This is a genomic window from Amycolatopsis cihanbeyliensis, from assembly GCF_006715045.1.
Taxonomy (GTDB): domain Bacteria; phylum Actinomycetota; class Actinomycetes; order Mycobacteriales; family Pseudonocardiaceae; genus Amycolatopsis; species Amycolatopsis cihanbeyliensis.
This window is the reverse complement of record NZ_VFML01000001.1, coordinates 465099-479997: the sequence shown is the minus strand read 5'-3', so window position 1 is coordinate 479997 and position 14899 is coordinate 465099. Positions and strand designations below refer to the sequence as shown.

General features: G+C 70.0%; 16 protein-coding genes. 14 read left to right on the top strand and 2 right to left on the bottom strand.

Annotation, left to right across the window (positions count from 1 at the left end; all coding sequences use genetic code 11):
- Nucleotides 1–4: 4 nt before the first annotated feature.
- Both FB471_RS01865 and FB471_RS01860 read left to right on the top strand, forming a co-directional pair.
- Nucleotides 5–937, top strand: a complete 933-nt coding sequence (locus FB471_RS01865) for an aldo/keto reductase (protein ID WP_141995629.1) — start codon at nucleotides 5–7, stop codon at nucleotides 935–937.
- A 75-nt stretch (nucleotides 938–1012) separates the two neighbouring features.
- A complete protein-coding gene (locus FB471_RS01860; RefSeq protein WP_141995628.1) occupies nucleotides 1013–1636 on the top strand; it encodes a hypothetical protein in 624 nt (207 codons plus the stop codon).
- 10 nt (nucleotides 1637–1646) lie between these two features.
- On the opposite strand, the gene FB471_RS01855 is transcribed toward FB471_RS01860, so the two are convergent.
- Nucleotides 1647–2165, bottom strand: coding sequence for an NUDIX domain-containing protein (locus FB471_RS01855; RefSeq protein WP_141995627.1), 519 nt, complete (start codon nucleotides 2163–2165; stop codon nucleotides 1647–1649).
- A gap of 84 nt (nucleotides 2166–2249) precedes the next feature.
- Between FB471_RS01855 and dop the strand changes: the two genes are divergently transcribed.
- From dop to prcA, 4 genes are all read left to right on the top strand, one after another.
- Nucleotides 2250–3752 carry a depupylase/deamidase Dop gene (gene dop / locus FB471_RS01850; protein ID WP_141995626.1) on the top strand — a complete coding sequence of 501 codons (1503 nt, stop codon included), beginning with the start codon at nucleotides 2250–2252 and terminating at the stop codon, nucleotides 3750–3752.
- A gap of 86 nt (nucleotides 3753–3838) precedes the next feature.
- Nucleotides 3839–4033, top strand: coding sequence for a ubiquitin-like protein Pup (locus FB471_RS01845; protein ID WP_141995625.1), 195 nt, complete (start codon nucleotides 3839–3841; stop codon nucleotides 4031–4033).
- Between the two features lie 64 nt (nucleotides 4034–4097).
- Nucleotides 4098–4955: a proteasome subunit beta gene (prcB, locus tag FB471_RS01840; protein ID WP_141995624.1), complete on the top strand. Its 858-nt coding sequence runs from the start codon at nucleotides 4098–4100 to the stop codon at nucleotides 4953–4955.
- Nucleotides 4956–5034: 79 nt separating this feature from the next.
- Nucleotides 5035–5829: a proteasome subunit alpha gene (prcA, locus tag FB471_RS01835; RefSeq protein ID WP_141995623.1), complete on the top strand. Its 795-nt coding sequence runs from the start codon at nucleotides 5035–5037 to the stop codon at nucleotides 5827–5829.
- A 21-nt stretch (nucleotides 5830–5850) separates the two neighbouring features.
- Here the strand turns inward: prcA and FB471_RS01830 are convergent, their stop codons facing one another.
- Nucleotides 5851–7275: a bifunctional phosphatase PAP2/diacylglycerol kinase family protein gene (locus FB471_RS01830; RefSeq protein ID WP_425457016.1), complete on the bottom strand. Its 1425-nt coding sequence runs from the start codon at nucleotides 7273–7275 to the stop codon at nucleotides 5851–5853.
- A 137-nt stretch (nucleotides 7276–7412) separates the two neighbouring features.
- Here FB471_RS01830 and pafA point away from each other — a divergent pair, with 137 nt between their 5' ends.
- The 8 genes from pafA (at nucleotide 7413) to FB471_RS01790 (ending at nucleotide 14892) form a co-directional block, all read left to right on the top strand.
- Entirely contained in the window at nucleotides 7413–8771 is a 1359-nt protein-coding gene (gene pafA, locus FB471_RS01825) for a Pup--protein ligase (protein WP_141995621.1), read from the top strand.
- 82 nt (nucleotides 8772–8853) lie between these two features.
- Nucleotides 8854–9825, top strand: coding sequence for a helix-turn-helix transcriptional regulator (locus FB471_RS01820; protein ID WP_141995620.1), 972 nt, complete (start codon nucleotides 8854–8856; stop codon nucleotides 9823–9825).
- Nucleotides 9826–9913: 88 nt separating this feature from the next.
- Entirely contained in the window at nucleotides 9914–10888 is a 975-nt protein-coding gene (locus FB471_RS01815; RefSeq protein ID WP_141995619.1) for a helix-turn-helix transcriptional regulator, read from the top strand.
- A gap of 18 nt (nucleotides 10889–10906) precedes the next feature.
- Nucleotides 10907–11137: a bacteriophage holin gene (locus FB471_RS01810; protein WP_141995618.1), complete on the top strand. Its 231-nt coding sequence runs from the start codon at nucleotides 10907–10909 to the stop codon at nucleotides 11135–11137.
- 70 nt (nucleotides 11138–11207) lie between these two features.
- Nucleotides 11208–11564, top strand: coding sequence for a Sec-independent protein translocase subunit TatA (tatA, locus tag FB471_RS01805; RefSeq protein WP_142001485.1), 357 nt, complete (start codon nucleotides 11208–11210; stop codon nucleotides 11562–11564).
- A 74-nt stretch (nucleotides 11565–11638) separates the two neighbouring features.
- On the top strand, nucleotides 11639–12658 hold the full coding sequence (gene tatC, locus FB471_RS01800; RefSeq protein WP_141995617.1) for a twin-arginine translocase subunit TatC: 1020 nt from the start codon (nucleotides 11639–11641) through the stop codon (nucleotides 12656–12658).
- 8 nt (nucleotides 12659–12666) lie between these two features.
- A complete protein-coding gene (locus FB471_RS01795) occupies nucleotides 12667–13548 on the top strand; it encodes a diacylglycerol/lipid kinase family protein (RefSeq protein ID WP_141995616.1) in 882 nt (293 codons plus the stop codon).
- A 12-nt stretch (nucleotides 13549–13560) separates the two neighbouring features.
- Nucleotides 13561–14892 (top strand): cytochrome P450, encoded by a 1332-nt coding sequence (locus tag FB471_RS01790; protein WP_141995615.1) that lies wholly within the window; start codon nucleotides 13561–13563, stop codon nucleotides 14890–14892.
- Nucleotides 14893–14899 lie beyond the last annotated feature (7 nt).

The following is a 14899-nucleotide window of genomic DNA, read 5'->3' as shown; positions in this document are numbered from 1 at the left end:
GCCCATGGTGACCGCCATCGGGCTGGGGCTCGCCGCCGTAGGCAGGCCCGCGTACATCAACCTCGGCCGGGTGGCCGAACTGCCGGCGTCGCGTTCCGTGACCGCGCTGCGGGCGGTCACCCATGCGCTGCTCGACCAGGCCTACGCCGCCGGCATCCGGCATATCGATGTGGCCCGCTCGTACGGACGTGCCGAGGAGTTCCTCGGTGCGTGGTTGGCCGAGCGTGGCCACCAGGACCTGGTGATCTCCAGCAAGTGGGGCTATGCCTACGTGGGGGACTGGCGGCTGGACGCCCCGGTGCACGAGGCCAAGGAACATTCGGCCGACCGGTTTCTGGCGCAGTGGCGGGAAAGCCGGTCGTTGCTCGGCGACGCGATCTCCCTCTACCAGGTCCATTCGCTGACCTCGGACAGCCCGCTGTTCACCGATCGGAGGCTGCTGGAGGAACTGGCGGCCCTCGCCGGATCCGGCGTCCGGCTCGGCTTCTCCACCTCCGGCCCACGGCAGCCCGAGACGATCCGGCGGGCGTTCGAGTTGGAGGTGTCCGGCGTTCGGCTGTTCACCGCCGTGCAGTCCACCTGGAACCTGCTCGAACCCTCGGCGGGGGCCGCGCTCGCGGAGGCTCGTGCGGCGGGAGCATGGGTGCTGGTGAAGGAGACCCTGGCCAACGGCAGGCTCGCGGTGGACCCGCCGGGGCCGGTGGCCGAGCTCGCCACCGCGCGGGGCGACACCCCGGACGCGGTCGCGCTGGCCGCGGCACTTTCCCAGCCATGGGCGGATGTGGTGCTGACCGGGCCGGCCAGCGGGGCCCAGCTCGCCGGCAACCTGGCAGCCGAGGCGATCACGCTGGCGGACGCCGAGCGCGACCGGCTTGCCGCACTGGCCGAGGTGCCCGAGGAGTACTGGGCGCGCAGGGCGGCCCTTGCGTGGCAGTGATCGCGGTGTGCATTAGTGTCAGGCCCCAGCTCACTGGGGTAGTGCGCGGGCCACAACACCGAAAGGGATGAGTCGGTGCGTCCTGGGCGGTTGATCGTCGTCACGGCGGTCGCGCTTGCCGGGCTCGGTGGATGTGCCGACCGGCCGAACGATCTCGACACCTACTACGACGACCCGCGGGAGACCACCGAGGCAGGCGGCGCGCCGTCCAGTGTGCGGCCGTCCACCTCGGCCCCCGCGGTGCCTGCCCCGCCGCCCACGGTCCTGCGCGACGCGGTGGGCTCGGCCGTGCTCACCGATGCCGATGTGGCCGCCGAAGGGGTACAGCCGGTCGACGGCGTCGGACCGATGAGTTGCCTCGCGGAGCTGCCGCGGGCCGCGGAACCTGAGCTGCGGCGCTCAGCCCACTGGGAGTACCCCACCGGATCCGTGCTGCGGCAGCAGGTGATCGGCTACCCGGACCGCCCGGCGGCCGAGGTGCTCGGGGCGTTCGCCTGCGCGGCGGGGCAGCCGTTCCCGGTCACCTCGCCGGCGGGTGCGGAGGCCGAGCGGGCATGGTGCGTCGGGACACGCTGCACCGTGTTGCTGGCTCGTGGGCGGATCGTGTCGGGGGTCCAGGTGGACGCCGGGTCCGCGGAACGTGCGCGGGAGGCCACGGTGCGGCTCACACCGGTCGCCGCGGTGGCGTTGCGACGCTAGGAGCCGGTGGTCAACCGAACCGGCGGAACCATTCCTGGAGGCCGAGGCGGCCGTCCGGAACCAGCGGGCCCTCCGGATCCTCGGCGAGGGAGCGCAACTCGGCCAGCGGCATCCACCGGCCGTCCACGATCTCCTCCGGCTGGTGCCGGATCGGCCCGTCCCAGCGCACCTCGAACGCGAAGTTGTGGCAGCGCACGGGTGGTTCGTGGAACACGTGGACGAACAGCGGGGCCGGGGTCACCCCGTGGATACCGAGCTCCTCGGCCAGCTCCCGGCGCGCGCATTCGGCGGGGGTCTCGCCCGCGGCGACCACGCCCCCCGCCCAGCAGTCCTCGGCGCCGGGGAACACGTCCTTGTCCGGTGCCCGCAGATGCACGTACACCCGTTGCCCGTCACCGGAACGGACCAGCACCACGCCCGCGGCGTGCCAGTAGCCGTGCACCCGTACCTCGCCGCGGGGTGCCGAGCCGACGACCGTTCCGGCCGAGTCGTAGACGGCGACCAGCTCCTCGGCCGGCGCGACTGGCATGAGCGGCTCCTCGTCGACTACTCACCCGAGCGTACGCCCTCGGCCCGTCCGACACGGGGCGCGTCCGCCCCGTAGGGTGGTGACATGCGGCGGATCATGGGAACCGAGGTCGAGTACGGCATCGCGGTGCCGGGCGACGCGACCGCGAACCCGGTGTTGACATCCACCCAGGTGGTGCTGGCCTACGCGGCGGCGGCCGATATCCCGCGGGCGCGCAGGGCCCGCTGGGACTACGAGGTCGAATCGCCGCTGCGGGACGCGCGGGGGTTCGACCTCGCCGGTCCCGGCGGTGGTGGCCAGGACCCGGATGTCGAGGACCTCGGTGCGGCCAATGTCATCCTGACCAATGGGGCGCGGCTGTACGTGGACCACGCGCATCCGGAGTATTCCGCGCCCGAGGTGACCAATCCCCGTGACGCTGTCGTCTGGGACAAGGCGGGCGAGCGGGTGATGGAGGAGGCCGCGCTGAAGGCGGCCACCGTGCCCGGCCAGCCCCGGCTGCAGCTGTACAAGAACAACGTGGACGGCAAGGGCGCCAGCTACGGCACGCACGAGAACTACCTGATGGCGCGTTCGACCCCGTTCACCGCGGTGATCGCCGGGCTGACCCCGTTCTTCGTGTCCCGTCAGGTGGTGACCGGTTCGGGTCGGGTCGGGATGGGTGCGCAGGGCGAGGAACCGGGTTTCCAGCTCTCCCAGCGGTCCGACTACATCGAGGTCGAGGTCGGCCTGGAGACCACGCTCAAGCGGGGCATCATCAACACCAGGGACGAACCGCACGCGGACGCGGACAAGTACCGCAGGCTGCACGTGATCATCGGGGATGCCAACCTCGCCGAGTACTCGACGTATCTCAAGCTCGGGACCACCGCGTTGGTGCTGGACATGGTCGAGGCGGGCACCCGGTTCGACGACCTGAAGCTGGACGAGCCGGTGCGCGCGGTGCACCAGATCAGCCACGACCCGACGTTGAAGACCAAGGTGGCGTTGGCCGACGGCCGCAAGTTCACCGGCCTGGACCTACAGTTCGCTTATCACGAAATGGCGGCCGCGCACCTCGAGCGGTACGGCGGCGACAGCATGGCGCGGGATGTGCTGCGGCTGTGGGGTGAGGTGCTGGACGCGCTGTCCCGCGACCCCGCGGAATGTGCCGATCGGCTGGACTGGCCTGCGAAGCTGCGGCTGCTGGAGGGCTACCGGGCCCGCGACCAGCTCGGCTGGGCGGCGCCCCGGCTGCACCTGGTCGACCTGCAGTACTCGGATGTGCGGCTGGGCAAGGGGCTGTACAACCGGCTGGTGACCCGCGGTTCGATGAAACGCCTGGTCAGCGAGGACGAGGTGCGGGCGGCCATCACCACGCCGCCCTCGGACACCCGGGCGTACTTCCGGGGTCGGACCCTGGAGAAGTACGCCGCGTCGATCGCGGCCGCTTCCTGGGACTCGGTGATCTTCGATGTGGGCCGCGAGTCGCTGGTCCGGATCCCGACCCTGGAGCCGTTGCGTGGTACGAAGGCGCATGTCGGGGAGTTGCTTGACCGGTCGGAGACGGCCGAGGAACTGGTGGAGGCGCTGACCGCGGCCGAGTAGCCACGTGCGCGCGGGTTACCGGCTGGTCGCCGGTGCCGGTCGCGCTAGGTAAGCTGAAGGCAACGGCCACACGCTGGGAGGCGAGTATGGCGCAGGAAAAGATCGAGAAGCACGGCGGCGGCGACTCCGACGAGGAGGTCGAGGGCGGCGGCGCCGCGGGGCAGGAGCGCAGGGAGAAGCTCGGTGAGGACGTCGATACGATCCTCGACGAGATCGACGACGTGCTCGAGGAGAACGCCGAAGACTTTGTCCGCGCCTACGTGCAGAAGGGCGGCCAGTAGGCCGCCGGCACGGTACGCCCCGCACCTGTCCGATGACCTTCGTTGATGGGAACCACGAGCACGTATGAACAACATCCCGGGTACGTCGGGCTCCGCCCTGTCGCCGGCCTACCTGTCGTCGACGAACTCCTCGTTCACCGATTTCCTCCGGACGCAGGCCCCTGAGCTGCTGCCCGCGAACCGGTCGGACATCTCGGCCGGTCGGGGCGAGGTGGAGGTGCCACACGGCACCACGATCGTCGCCACCACGTTCAGTGGTGGCGTGCTGATGGCCGGTGATCGCAGGGGCACCATGGGTAACCTGATCTCGAACCGGGACATGGAGAAGGTGTACGTCACCGATCGGTACTCGGCGGTGGGCATCGCGGGTACGGCGGGTATCGCGCTCGAGATGGTGCGGCTGTACGCGGTCGAGCTGGAGCACTACGAGAAGATCGAGGGCGTCTCGCTGTCCCTGGACGGCAAGACCAGCAAGCTGGCCACCATGGTCCGGGCGAATCTGGAGATCGCGCTGGCCGGCCTGGCCGTGGTGCCGCTGTTCGTCGGCTACGACCCCGAGGCCGCCGATCCGCGACGGGCCGGGCGGATCGTGTCCTTCGACGTCGCCGGCGGCCGGTACGAGGAGAACTTCGGTTACCACGCGATCGGATCCGGCTCGACCTTCGCGAAGTCGGCGCTGAAGAAGCTGTACGACCCGGAAGCGGACGCCGAAGCCGCGATCCGGACCGCGGTCGAGGCGCTGTACGACGCAGCGGATGACGACACCGCGACCGGCGGGCCGGATATGGTGCGCAAGATCTACCCGAACGTCGTTACCATCACGGCCGAGCAGGGGGCGGTTCCGGTTCCCGAGGAGCAGACGGCGGCAGCGGCCACGGCGATAGTGGCCGACCGCACCGAACGGGCCGGCAGGGTGGGTTGAGCCCGCCCACCTGCCCGTTCCCCTCGTTCGTGAGATCCCGATTTAGCCCAGTTCCAACCAGCAGAGCGGAGCCAACGCTGTGACGATGCCGCTGTACGCCTCACCTGAGCAGTTGATGCGCGAGCGTTCCGAGCTCGCCCGCAAGGGGATCGCCAGGGGACGTAGCGTCGTCGTGCTGAAGTACGTCGGCGGTGTGCTGTTCGTCGCCGAGAACCCGTCCACGACCCTGCACAAGGTCTCCGAGATCTACGACCGGATCGGATTCGCCGCGGTGGGGCGGTACAGCGAGTTCGAGAGCCTGCGCAAGGGTGGCATCCGGCATGTGGACCTGCAGGGGTACTCCTACGACCGGCGGGACGTCTCCGCGAGGCAGCTGGCCAATGTCTACGCACAGACGCTCGGCACGATCTTCACCGAGCAGCTCAAGCCGTTCGAGGTGGAGATCTGCGTCGCCGAGGTGGGCAGCAGCACCGAGGAGGACCAGCTCTACCGGTTGACCTACGACGGCTCGATCGGCGACGAGCCGCGGCACGTGGTGATGGGTGGGCAGGCCGACACCATCAGCACGAAGCTCAAGGAGACCTACGAGGAGGGCATGGATCTCGCCGCCGCGCTGGCCGTGGCCGTCGGTGGGTTGCGGGCCACCTCCTCCGGTGGCAACGGCGACGTGGAGCCCAGCAAGCTCGAGGTGGCGGTGCTGGACCGGGAGCGACCCGGGCGTACGTTCCGCCGGATCAACGGTTCCGCCCTCGCCGAGCTGCTGCCTGCCGGCCCGGCCAAGGACGACGACGCGGGCGACGAGCAGAACGGTGCGAAGAACGGCGAGGAAGCCGAGGAGGCGAAGGAGAAGCCGGAGAACGGCGCCGACAGCTAGTGGCGAAGGGTGGCTCGGGGGTTACAGGCGGTAGATGGTGAGAGCGCTGGGCCGGGATCGGAAGCGGAACTCGTTGCCGAGCGGGCCGACCTCGCCGTCGGTGGCCACCCTGCGGTTGCCGTCGAGTAGCCGCACGGTCAGTTCCGGCAGGTCGACCTGCCGGTAGACGTGACTGGCGTGCAGGGTGTTGGTGAGTACGGCGAGGATGAATCGGGCGCGGGAGTACGGCACGTCGGCGCGCAGGTAGCGCACGTCCAGTAGGCCGGTGTCCAGCGCGGGCCTACTGGTGGCCACGAAGCCTTTCGGCGAGTAGGTGCCGTTGCCGACGAACACCAGCCACACCCTGGTGGGTTTGCCGCCGAGTACCACGTGCAGTGGGCGGGCGCGGCGTAGCGCCCTGGTCATGGCGATCAGCGCCGCGGGCCACTTCGGGTGGTGCTGCTGGATCGTCTCCCGTAGCCGCACCATTTCCGGGTAACCGCCGAGGCTGGCGGTGTTGACGAACCAGCGGCGCTCGGTGCCGTCAACCCCGACGATCTCCACCTCACCGAGGTCGATCCCGCGCGCCGAACCTGCCTCGGTGGCCGCGTCCGCCTCCGCCATGGAACCGACGCCGACGTCGCGGGCGAAGTGGTTCAGGGTGCCGGCCGGGATCAGCGCGAGCGGCAGGCCGTGCTCCGCGGCGACCGAGGCCACCGCGGCCACGGTGCCGTCGCCTCCGGCCACGCCGAGGGCGCGGATGGCGCCCCCGCGGGAGCGGATCTCCTCGGCGAGCTGCCCGCGTATGTCCCTGGAGGTCTCCGGGTACACCAGTATGGCCTTCGGCCAGGCGAACCGCGCCTCGTCGCTGGGGTCCTCGTCGGCGGATCCGGAGCCGGGGTTGACCAGGACGAGCATGTCCTCGCCGTCGCGCATGACCGGCGCCTCGGCTTGGTGCGCGGTGCGGGCGGGGCTGTCCGGGTGCAGCGGCCACCAGTGCCGGGTGCCGAGGCCGACCGCGATGCCGAGCAGTGCGCCCGCGCCGACATCACTCGGCCAGTGCACCCCGGTGTGCACGCGGGAGTAGGCGACGGCGGCCGCCAGCGGCGCGATGGCCAGGCCGGTGACCGGGCTCTCCATGGCCACCGCGGTGCAGAAGGCCGCGGCGGAGGCGGCGTGCCCGGAGGGGAAGGACGAGGAGGTGGGTTGCCGGATCAGCCTGCGGTGCTCGGGCACCAGCTCGGCGGCCGGGCGGCGGCGCGGGAAAAGGGGTTTGCCGAGCAGGTTCGCGGTGACGCTCCCCCCGGTGATGGCCGCCACACCACGCAGGGCGGCGCGGCGGGCGGACCCGCGACGGAGGGCGAGCGCGCCGCCGATGAACCACCACAGCTGCGACTTGTTGGCGGCCCGGCTGAGCGTCCAGAGCAGCGAGTCCGCCCTGGTCCTCGGCAGTGCGGCGCTGCGCATCATCAGTCTGTGGTCGACCTTGCCGACCTTCCTGAGTGGCTTCGTGACACGCCTGAACACGAAAAGCAACGTAGCTGACGGCGTGTCCCGCCCGAACGGCCGTCCGCCGGTTGGGGTCGAGCGCCTACCCTGGTGGGATGCAGCGGCGGATCTTTGGGATCGAAACCGAGTTCGGGGTCACCTGCACCTTTCACGGGCAGCGCAGGCTGTCGCCCGACGAGGTGGCCAGGTATCTGTTCCGGCGGGTGGTGTCCTGGGGGCGCTCGTCGAACGTGTTCCTCTCCAACGGCTCCCGGCTCTACCTGGACGTGGGCTCGCACCCGGAGTACGCGACGGCCGAATGCGACAACCTGACCCAGCTGGTCACGCACGACAAGGCGGGGGAGCGCATCCTCGAGGACCTGCTGGTGGACGCCGAGCGCCGGCTGGCGGACGAGGGCATCGGCGGCGACATCTTCCTGTTCAAGAACAACACCGACTCCGCGGGCAACTCCTACGGCTGTCACGAGAACTACCTGGTCACCAGGGCGGGGGAGTTCTCGCGGATCGCGGATGTGCTGCTGCCCTTCCTGGTGACCAGGCAGCTGATGTGCGGGGCAGGCAAGGTGCTGCAGACCCCGCGCGGCGCGGTGTACTGCCTTTCCCAGCGGGCGGAACACATCTGGGAGGGTGTGTCGAGCGCCACAACCCGGTCGCGGCCGATCATCAACACCCGGGATGAGCCGCATGCCGACGCGGAGCGTTACCGGCGGCTGCACGTGATCGTGGGTGACTCGAACATGGCCGAGCCGACGACCCTGCTGAAGGTCGGTGCGGCGAACCTCGTGCTGGAGATGATCGAGCAGGGCGTGCAGTTCCGGGACTTCACCTTGGACAACCCGATCCGGGCGATCAGGGAGATCAGCCACGACATGACCGGGCGCCGCCAGATCCGGCTCGCGGGTGGCCGGGAGGCCTCCGCGTTGGAGATCCAGCGTGAGTACCACGCTCGGGCGGTGCAGCATGTGCAGACCAACGACTCCGGCCCGACCGCCGAGCGGGTGGTCGAGCTGTGGGGTAGGGCGCTGGACGCCGTGGAGCAGCAGGACTTCAGCAAGATCGACACGGAGATCGACTGGGCGATCAAGTACCGGTTGGTCGAGCGGTACCGCAGCAGGAACAACCTGGATCTGTCCAACCCGCGGGTGGCGCAGCTCGACCTCGCCTACCACGATATCCGGCGTGGTCGCGGGATTTTCGACCTGCTGCAGCGTAAGGGCCTGGTGAAGCGGGTGACCGACGACGGGGAGATCGAGCTGGCCAAGGACACTCCGCCGCAGACGACGAGGGCGAAGCTGCGGGGTGACTTCATCGCGGCGGCGCAGCAGGCGGGTCGCGACTTCACGGTGGACTGGGTGCATCTGAAGCTGAACGACCAGGCGCAGCGCACCGTGCTGTGCAAGGACCCGTTCCGTGCGGTCGATGAGCGGGTGGAACGCCTGATCAGCAGCCTGTGAACGGCCGTGCGTCGCTCGTGAGTTCGACGCGCGGGGTGGGGACCTCCGCAGCGGCGGAGTCGGAGCGAGCTAGGGTTGTCGGGTGTCCACCGCGCGCGCCGAGCGCCTGGTCAACCTGGTGCTCGCCTTGTTGTCCACTCGGCAGTACCTCACTGCCGAGCGGATTCGCGGCATCGTGCCCGGATACGCCGGCGCGGCCACGGACGAGGCGTTCTCCCGGATGTTCGAGCGGGACAAGACCGAGCTGCGTGAGCTCGGGATCCCGCTGGAGACCGGTCGTAACTCGGGTTTCGACACGGTCGAGGGGTACCGGATTGCTCGCAGGGACTACGAGCTCGGCGATATCGACCTGGCCCCGGACGAGGCGGCCGCGGTCGGGTTGGCGGTACGGCTGTGGGATTCGCCCGAGCTCACCGGTGAGGCCAACGGCGCGCTGGTGAAGCTCAGGGCTGCCGGGGTGGAGGTGGATGCCTGCGCGCAGACCGTGGTGGAGCCGAGGGTCCGTACCGAGCCGGCCTTCGCGCCGCTGGTGGCCGCCGTGCAGGAGGGCAGGGCGGTGCGATTCGAGTATCGGCGCGCCGGTTCCGCCGAGCGCAGGACCCGCACGATGGAGCCGTGGGGCGTGGTGTCCTGGAAGGCCCGCTGGTACGTGGTCGGGCACGATCGGGAGCGAGATGCGCCCCGCTGCTTCCGGCTGTCCAGGATCAGCGGGGAGGTGCGCACGGTCGGCAAGCCGGGAATGGTGCGCAAGCCGGCCGAGGTGAACTTGCTGGAGTTCGTGGCGGGTACCGGGGGACAGCAGGACCAGTCGCCGGTGGCGACCGCTCGGCTGTGGATCGCGGATGAGCGTGCGGCGGGGATACGGCGCCGGGTCACGCTGGTCGACCGGCTCACCGTGGCCGGTGTGCCGGGGGATGTGGGCGAGGTCGAGTTGTACTCCCCGGAAGGCGCGGCGGACTGGATCGCCGGGCACGGTCCGGATGTGCTCGTTCTGGAGCCGGATGTGCTGGCCAAGGCCGTGCAGGATCGGCTGGAACAGGTCGAGAAATCGTGAGTAGCACGGTGTCGAGCCGCGGCGCTCAGGGTGACCACGGAGCGTGCTTCCGGCCGAAGGCCTCGCGCAGGGTCGCGGAGAAGAAGGCATGAGCACGGGTTCGACGGGGCGGATGCCGCGGCTGCTGGCTCTGGTTCCCTACCTGCTGGCCCGGCCGGGGATCGAGATCGAGGAGGCCGCCAGGGACTTCGGCGTCACCCCGCAACAGCTGCGCAAGGACCTGGAGCTGCTGTGGATGTGCGGGCTGCCCGGCTACGGGCCCGGTGACCTGATCGACCTCTCCTTCGAGGGCGACACGGTGTCGGTCACCTACGACGCGGGGATGCGCAGGCCGTTGCGGCTGACCGGGGCGGAGGCCACGGCGCTGCTGGTCGCGCTGCGGGCGCTGGCCGAGACTCCCGGGGTGGTGGACACCGAGGCCGTGCAGCGGACCATCGCCAAGATCGAGGCGGCCGCCGGCGCCGGCCAGCCGTCCGGGGTGGTGGTGGGCCTCGGCGTGCGGGAGGCCGCGGGGACCGCGCGGACCAGGGAGATGGTGCAGCGGGCACTGCGCTCCGGCCGGGCGCTGCGGATGCGTTACTACACCGCGTCCAAGGACGAGATCAACGATCGGACCGTGGACCCGATGCGGCTGCTCATCGTGCAGGCGATCAGCTACCTGGAGGCGTGGTGCCGCCGGGCGGAAGGGGTACGGCTGTTCCGGCTGGACCGGATCGATCGGTTGGAGGTGTTGGACGAGGCGGCGTCGCCGCCCGCGCACGCCGAGCCGACGGACCTTTCGGAGGGGGTGTACGCGCCGCGTCCCGGTCAGCCGGAGGCCGAGCTGGTGCTGGAACCGGACGCCCGCTGGGTGGCCGAGTACTACCCGTGTGAGGAGCTCGCCGAGCTGGATGGCGGCAGGCTGCGGATCCGGATGGGCTACGGGGACGAGTCTTGGATGGTGCGGTTGGTGCTGAGCCTGGGTGGGAACGCTCGGGTCGAGCGGCCTCGGGAGTTGGCCGAGACGATCCGTCACCGGGCCGCCGGCGCGCTGGCCAGGGCTCGTCATCTCACGTCAACCTAGGACCAGTACGGTGGGTTGGTGCTGTACGTGCTGAGTCTGGTGCTGGTCGCGTTCGGGGTGTGCGTCCTCGCCGTGGTGACCTTTCGGGTGGCCAAGGTCTTGCGCCGGTTCGACCGCGCCGCGAGCATGGTGGTGGCGGATACCACGGATCGAACCGGGTTGCTGCGCGCCAGGACCGCGGCGTTGCGGGTAGCGATGACCCAGCGTCGCGGGGACCTCGACGAGGTTCTGGTCTCGGAGCAGGGCTGAACCTTCGAAGGTGTGTCCAACTGGGGTGGAAACCAACGTAGAATCCGTGGGTGAGAGAGAGGAGGCCAGGATGTTCGCGAACCTGACGCCGTGGCATCTGGCTATCGTGGCGCTTGTGGTCATCCTGCTGTTCGGTGCGAAGAAGCTGCCGGACGCGGCCAGGTCCATCGGCAAGTCCATGAAGATCTTCAAGGCCGAGACCAAGGACATGCGCGGGGGCGGCGGCTCGGACGACAAGGGCAGCAAGGCCACCTCGGAAGAGCCCACGGACGCCGAGGTCGTGGAGCCGGAGAGCAAGCAGTTGCCACAGTCCGGGGCGAAGGATGGCACCGACCAGCAAGTGGCCGACCTGCAGCGCCAGCTCGACGAGCTGAAGAAGCAGCAGGCGCCCGCGTCCGCGGACTCGGCTTCGAAGAACGCGCACTGAGGCCGTCCCGGCGGCGGCGCCTGGTCGCCGGGACGGTTCTTCCCATCCTTTACTGACCAAGAACGGGACTCGGCGTGGCAGACCCTGCCTCCGACAAGCGTGAGCGGCGTGGAAGCACGCGCCGCAGGCGCAGCCGACGGTACAATCCCGACGGCACGATGACGTTGATCGAGCACGTCTACGAGTTCCGTAGGCGGCTCGCGTACGCGATGCTCGCCGTGCTGGGCGGCGGCATCCTGGGGTTCATCTGGTTCGGTGTCAGCGTAGGCCCCATCCCGTCCTTGGGCGATCTGCTGACTGCGCCCTACTGCGCCCTGCCCAAGGACGTACGGATCGAGTTCGAGGGGCGTGGCTGCACCCTGTTGCAGACCCAGCCGTTCGAGGCGTTCCTGATCCAGCTCAAGGTGGGTATCGCCGGCGGCATGGTGTTGGTGGCGCCGCTGTGGTTGTACCAGCTTTGGGCTTTCATCGCTCCCGGCCTGTACTCGAAGGAACGCAAGTACGCGACGACCTTCGTCGCGTTCGCCAGCGTGCTGTTCGCGGGGGGCGCGGTACTGGCGTACCTGGTCGTGCCGACCGCGTTGCGTTTCCTGGTCGGAAATTTCGGTGGCGACCAGTTCGCCACCGCGTTGGCCGGTGACAAGTACATCTCGTTCATGCTCTCGGTGCTGGTGATCTTCGGCGTCAGTTTCGAGTTCCCACTACTGGTGGTGATGCTCAACCGCGTCGGTGTGCTCAAGTACGAGCAGCTGAAGCGTTGGCGGCGCGGCATCATCTTCGGGATCTTCGTGTTCGCGGCCTTCGCGACACCGGGTAACGACCCGTTCTCCATGTTGGCGCTCGCGGTGGCGCTGGTCCTGCTCTGCGAGCTGGCTATCCAGATTGCCCGCCTGCACGACCGGAAGTTGGAGCGCAAGCGCAGGGAAGAGGGCTGGGACGGTCTCGCCGATGACGAGGCGGCCCCGTTCGAGTACACGCCGAGCGGCATCGACGAGCCGGACGAGCCCGAGGCCTCGGCGTCCCGCCGCGGGAAGGGTGGCTCCGCCGGCGGCAAGGGCAGTGACGCCTCGGCGAATACCGACGACATCACCTGAGCCGGGTTATGGGTGTACATGCGGCGCTGGCCGTCCATCCGGACTCCGGGCGTGGCGCTGCGGCGCGGATCGCCGGAACCGTCGCCGACCGGCTCCGCGCCGGTGTGGACCGGCTTGACCTGCTGGTGGCACGCGACATCGAGGAGTCCCGCGCGCTGATGCGGGAGTCGCACGCCGAGGGGTTGGACGTGCTGGTGGTGCTCGGCGGGGACGGGGCGGCGCACCAGGCGGTCCAGTTCTGCGCCGGTACCGGGGTGGCGCTCGGGCTGGTGCCGTCCGGAACCGGGAACGACCTGGCCAGGGCGCTCGGTGTGGCGCAGGAGCCGCTGGCCGCCGTGGACGCGGTGGTGGCGGCCATCCGGGAGGGTCGCCGACGTCGGATCGACCTCGGCCGGGTGGCGGACACCTGGTTCGGCACGGTGTTGTGCTCGGGTTTCGACGCGGGCGTCACCGAGCGGGCGAACAGGCTGCGTTGGCCGAGCGGGCCGCGCCGCTATGACCTTGCCGTGCTTGCCGAGCTCGCGGCGTTTCGCACGGCGGAGATCGTCGTGCATACCGAGCACGAGCGGCTGGAGCTGGCGGCGGTGCTGGTGGCCGTCGGCAACACGCCCTGGTACGGGGGAGGGATTCCGATCTGCCCCGCGGCGAACCCACGGGACGGGCTGTTCGACCTGACGGTGGTCGGCGGGGTGCGCAAGCGGGACCTGGCGCGGGTGTTGCCAAGGCTGCGCTCCGGTCGTCACGCCGAGCATCCGGCGGTACACACGTTGCGGGCGCGGGAGGTGACACTGTCCGGGGCGGATTGGCCGGGCTACGCCGACGGTGAGCCGTTCGGTGGGCTGCCGCTGACGGCGCGGTGCGTACCGGACGCACTCACCGTCCTGAGCTGAAGGGTGGTCGGCATGTCTGCTCCCCCGGTCGCCTCGGGTAGGCTCCCAGCGCTCGGCCACCTGCCGCACATGCGTCGTGATCGCCGGCTGGCGTTTCTCGACTCGCTGCGCCGGCAGGGCAGCGTGGTGCGGCTCAAGTTCGGCCCCCGGACGGCCTACGTCGTCACCGAGGCCGAGATGGCCCGCGAGGTGCTGGTCGTGCAGGCCCGCCATTTCGACAAGGGCGAGGCCGGTGCCCAACTTGGCGTGTTGCTCGGCAATGGCCTCCTCACCTCGGAGCGGGAGACCCACCGCAGACAAAGGTTACTTCTCCAGCCTTTCTTTCACCGGAGCCGGATGGCGGGCTATGCCGAGGCCATGCGGCAGGAGGTCGAGGAGCTGTCGAACACCTGGCGCGAAGGCCAGCATCTCGATGTCCGCACCGAGATGTACGGGCTGCTCCTCGGCATCACCGCACGGGCGCTCCTGCCCTCCTCGCTCGGCACGCTGCACGCCGAGTTCCGCCGCGACTTCCCGCTCGGGCTGCGCGAGGTGCAGCGCCGGATGTTCAACCCGGTGAGGGCACTGACCGGCCGGGTGCCGACACCGCGCAACCGGCGTCACGCCCGGCTGCTGGCCAGGCTGCACGGCGCTGTCGCGCACGCCATCGCGACCTACCGCGGGTCGGGCGTCGACGACGCCGACATGCTCGCCACCCTCCTCGCGGCCAGGGATCCGGACACCGGAGACACCCTTTCCGAGACGGAGATCCGGGACCAGGTGATGACCATGCTCGCCACCGGAGGCGAGACCTCGGCCAATACGCTGGCCTGGGCGTTCCACGAGCTCGGCCGCGATCCGGATCTCGGGGCGCGGCTGCACTCCGAGGTCGACGAGGCGCTCGGTGGCAGGTCGGCTTCCTACGACGACCTGCCACGTCTCGGGCTGACCGCGAGGGTGATCTCCGAGGTGCTCCGGCGGTACCCGCCTGCCTGGATGATCAGCCGCCGCGCGGTCGCCGACGTCGAGCTGGGCGGCTACCGGGTACCCGCGGGAAGCCCGGTACTCGTCATCCCGTACATCGTGCAGCACGACCCGGCCGTGTTCGATGACCCGCACCGGTTCGATCCCGACCGCTGGTTGCCGGAGCGCGCGGCGGGGCCATCGCGGGAGGCGTTCCTCGCGTTCGGTGGGGGTGTGCGCAAGTGCATCGCCGACCAGTTCGCGCTCATCGAGACCACGCTGGCACTGGCCACGCTGGCCGGAAGCTGGCGGCTACGCCCGCTGCCAGGTCACCCGGTGCGTCCGCTGGCCGCGACGACCCTGCTGCCCGATGGCCTTGTCATGCGGGCCGAACGGAGATGAACCGGAG

What these genes read in the sequence shown, in the direction of transcription:
- FB471_RS01795 (WP_141995616.1), top strand. Translation starts at nt 12,667, where the DNA reads ATGGGTGTACATGCGGCGCTGGCCGTCCATCCGGACTCCGGGCGTGGC.
- FB471_RS01855 (WP_141995627.1), bottom strand. Translation starts at nt 2,165, where the DNA reads ATGCCAGTCGCGCCGGCCGAGGAGCTGGTCGCCGTCTACGACTCGGCC.
- dop (WP_141995626.1), top strand. Translation starts at nt 2,250, where the DNA reads ATGCGGCGGATCATGGGAACCGAGGTCGAGTACGGCATCGCGGTGCCG.
- FB471_RS01845 (WP_141995625.1), top strand. Translation starts at nt 3,839, where the DNA reads ATGGCGCAGGAAAAGATCGAGAAGCACGGCGGCGGCGACTCCGACGAG.
- FB471_RS01865 (WP_141995629.1), top strand. Translation starts at nt 5, where the DNA reads ATGGTGACCGCCATCGGGCTGGGGCTCGCCGCCGTAGGCAGGCCCGCG.
- prcB (WP_141995624.1), top strand. Translation starts at nt 4,098, where the DNA reads ATGAACAACATCCCGGGTACGTCGGGCTCCGCCCTGTCGCCGGCCTAC.
- FB471_RS01815 (WP_141995619.1), top strand. Translation starts at nt 9,914, where the DNA reads ATGAGCACGGGTTCGACGGGGCGGATGCCGCGGCTGCTGGCTCTGGTT.
- FB471_RS01790 (WP_141995615.1), top strand. Translation starts at nt 13,561, where the DNA reads ATGTCTGCTCCCCCGGTCGCCTCGGGTAGGCTCCCAGCGCTCGGCCAC.
- tatA (WP_142001485.1), top strand. Translation starts at nt 11,208, where the DNA reads ATGTTCGCGAACCTGACGCCGTGGCATCTGGCTATCGTGGCGCTTGTG.
- pafA (WP_141995621.1), top strand. Translation starts at nt 7,413, where the DNA reads ATGCAGCGGCGGATCTTTGGGATCGAAACCGAGTTCGGGGTCACCTGC.
- FB471_RS01830 (WP_425457016.1), bottom strand. Translation starts at nt 7,275, where the DNA reads ATGCGCAGCGCCGCACTGCCGAGGACCAGGGCGGACTCGCTGCTCTGG.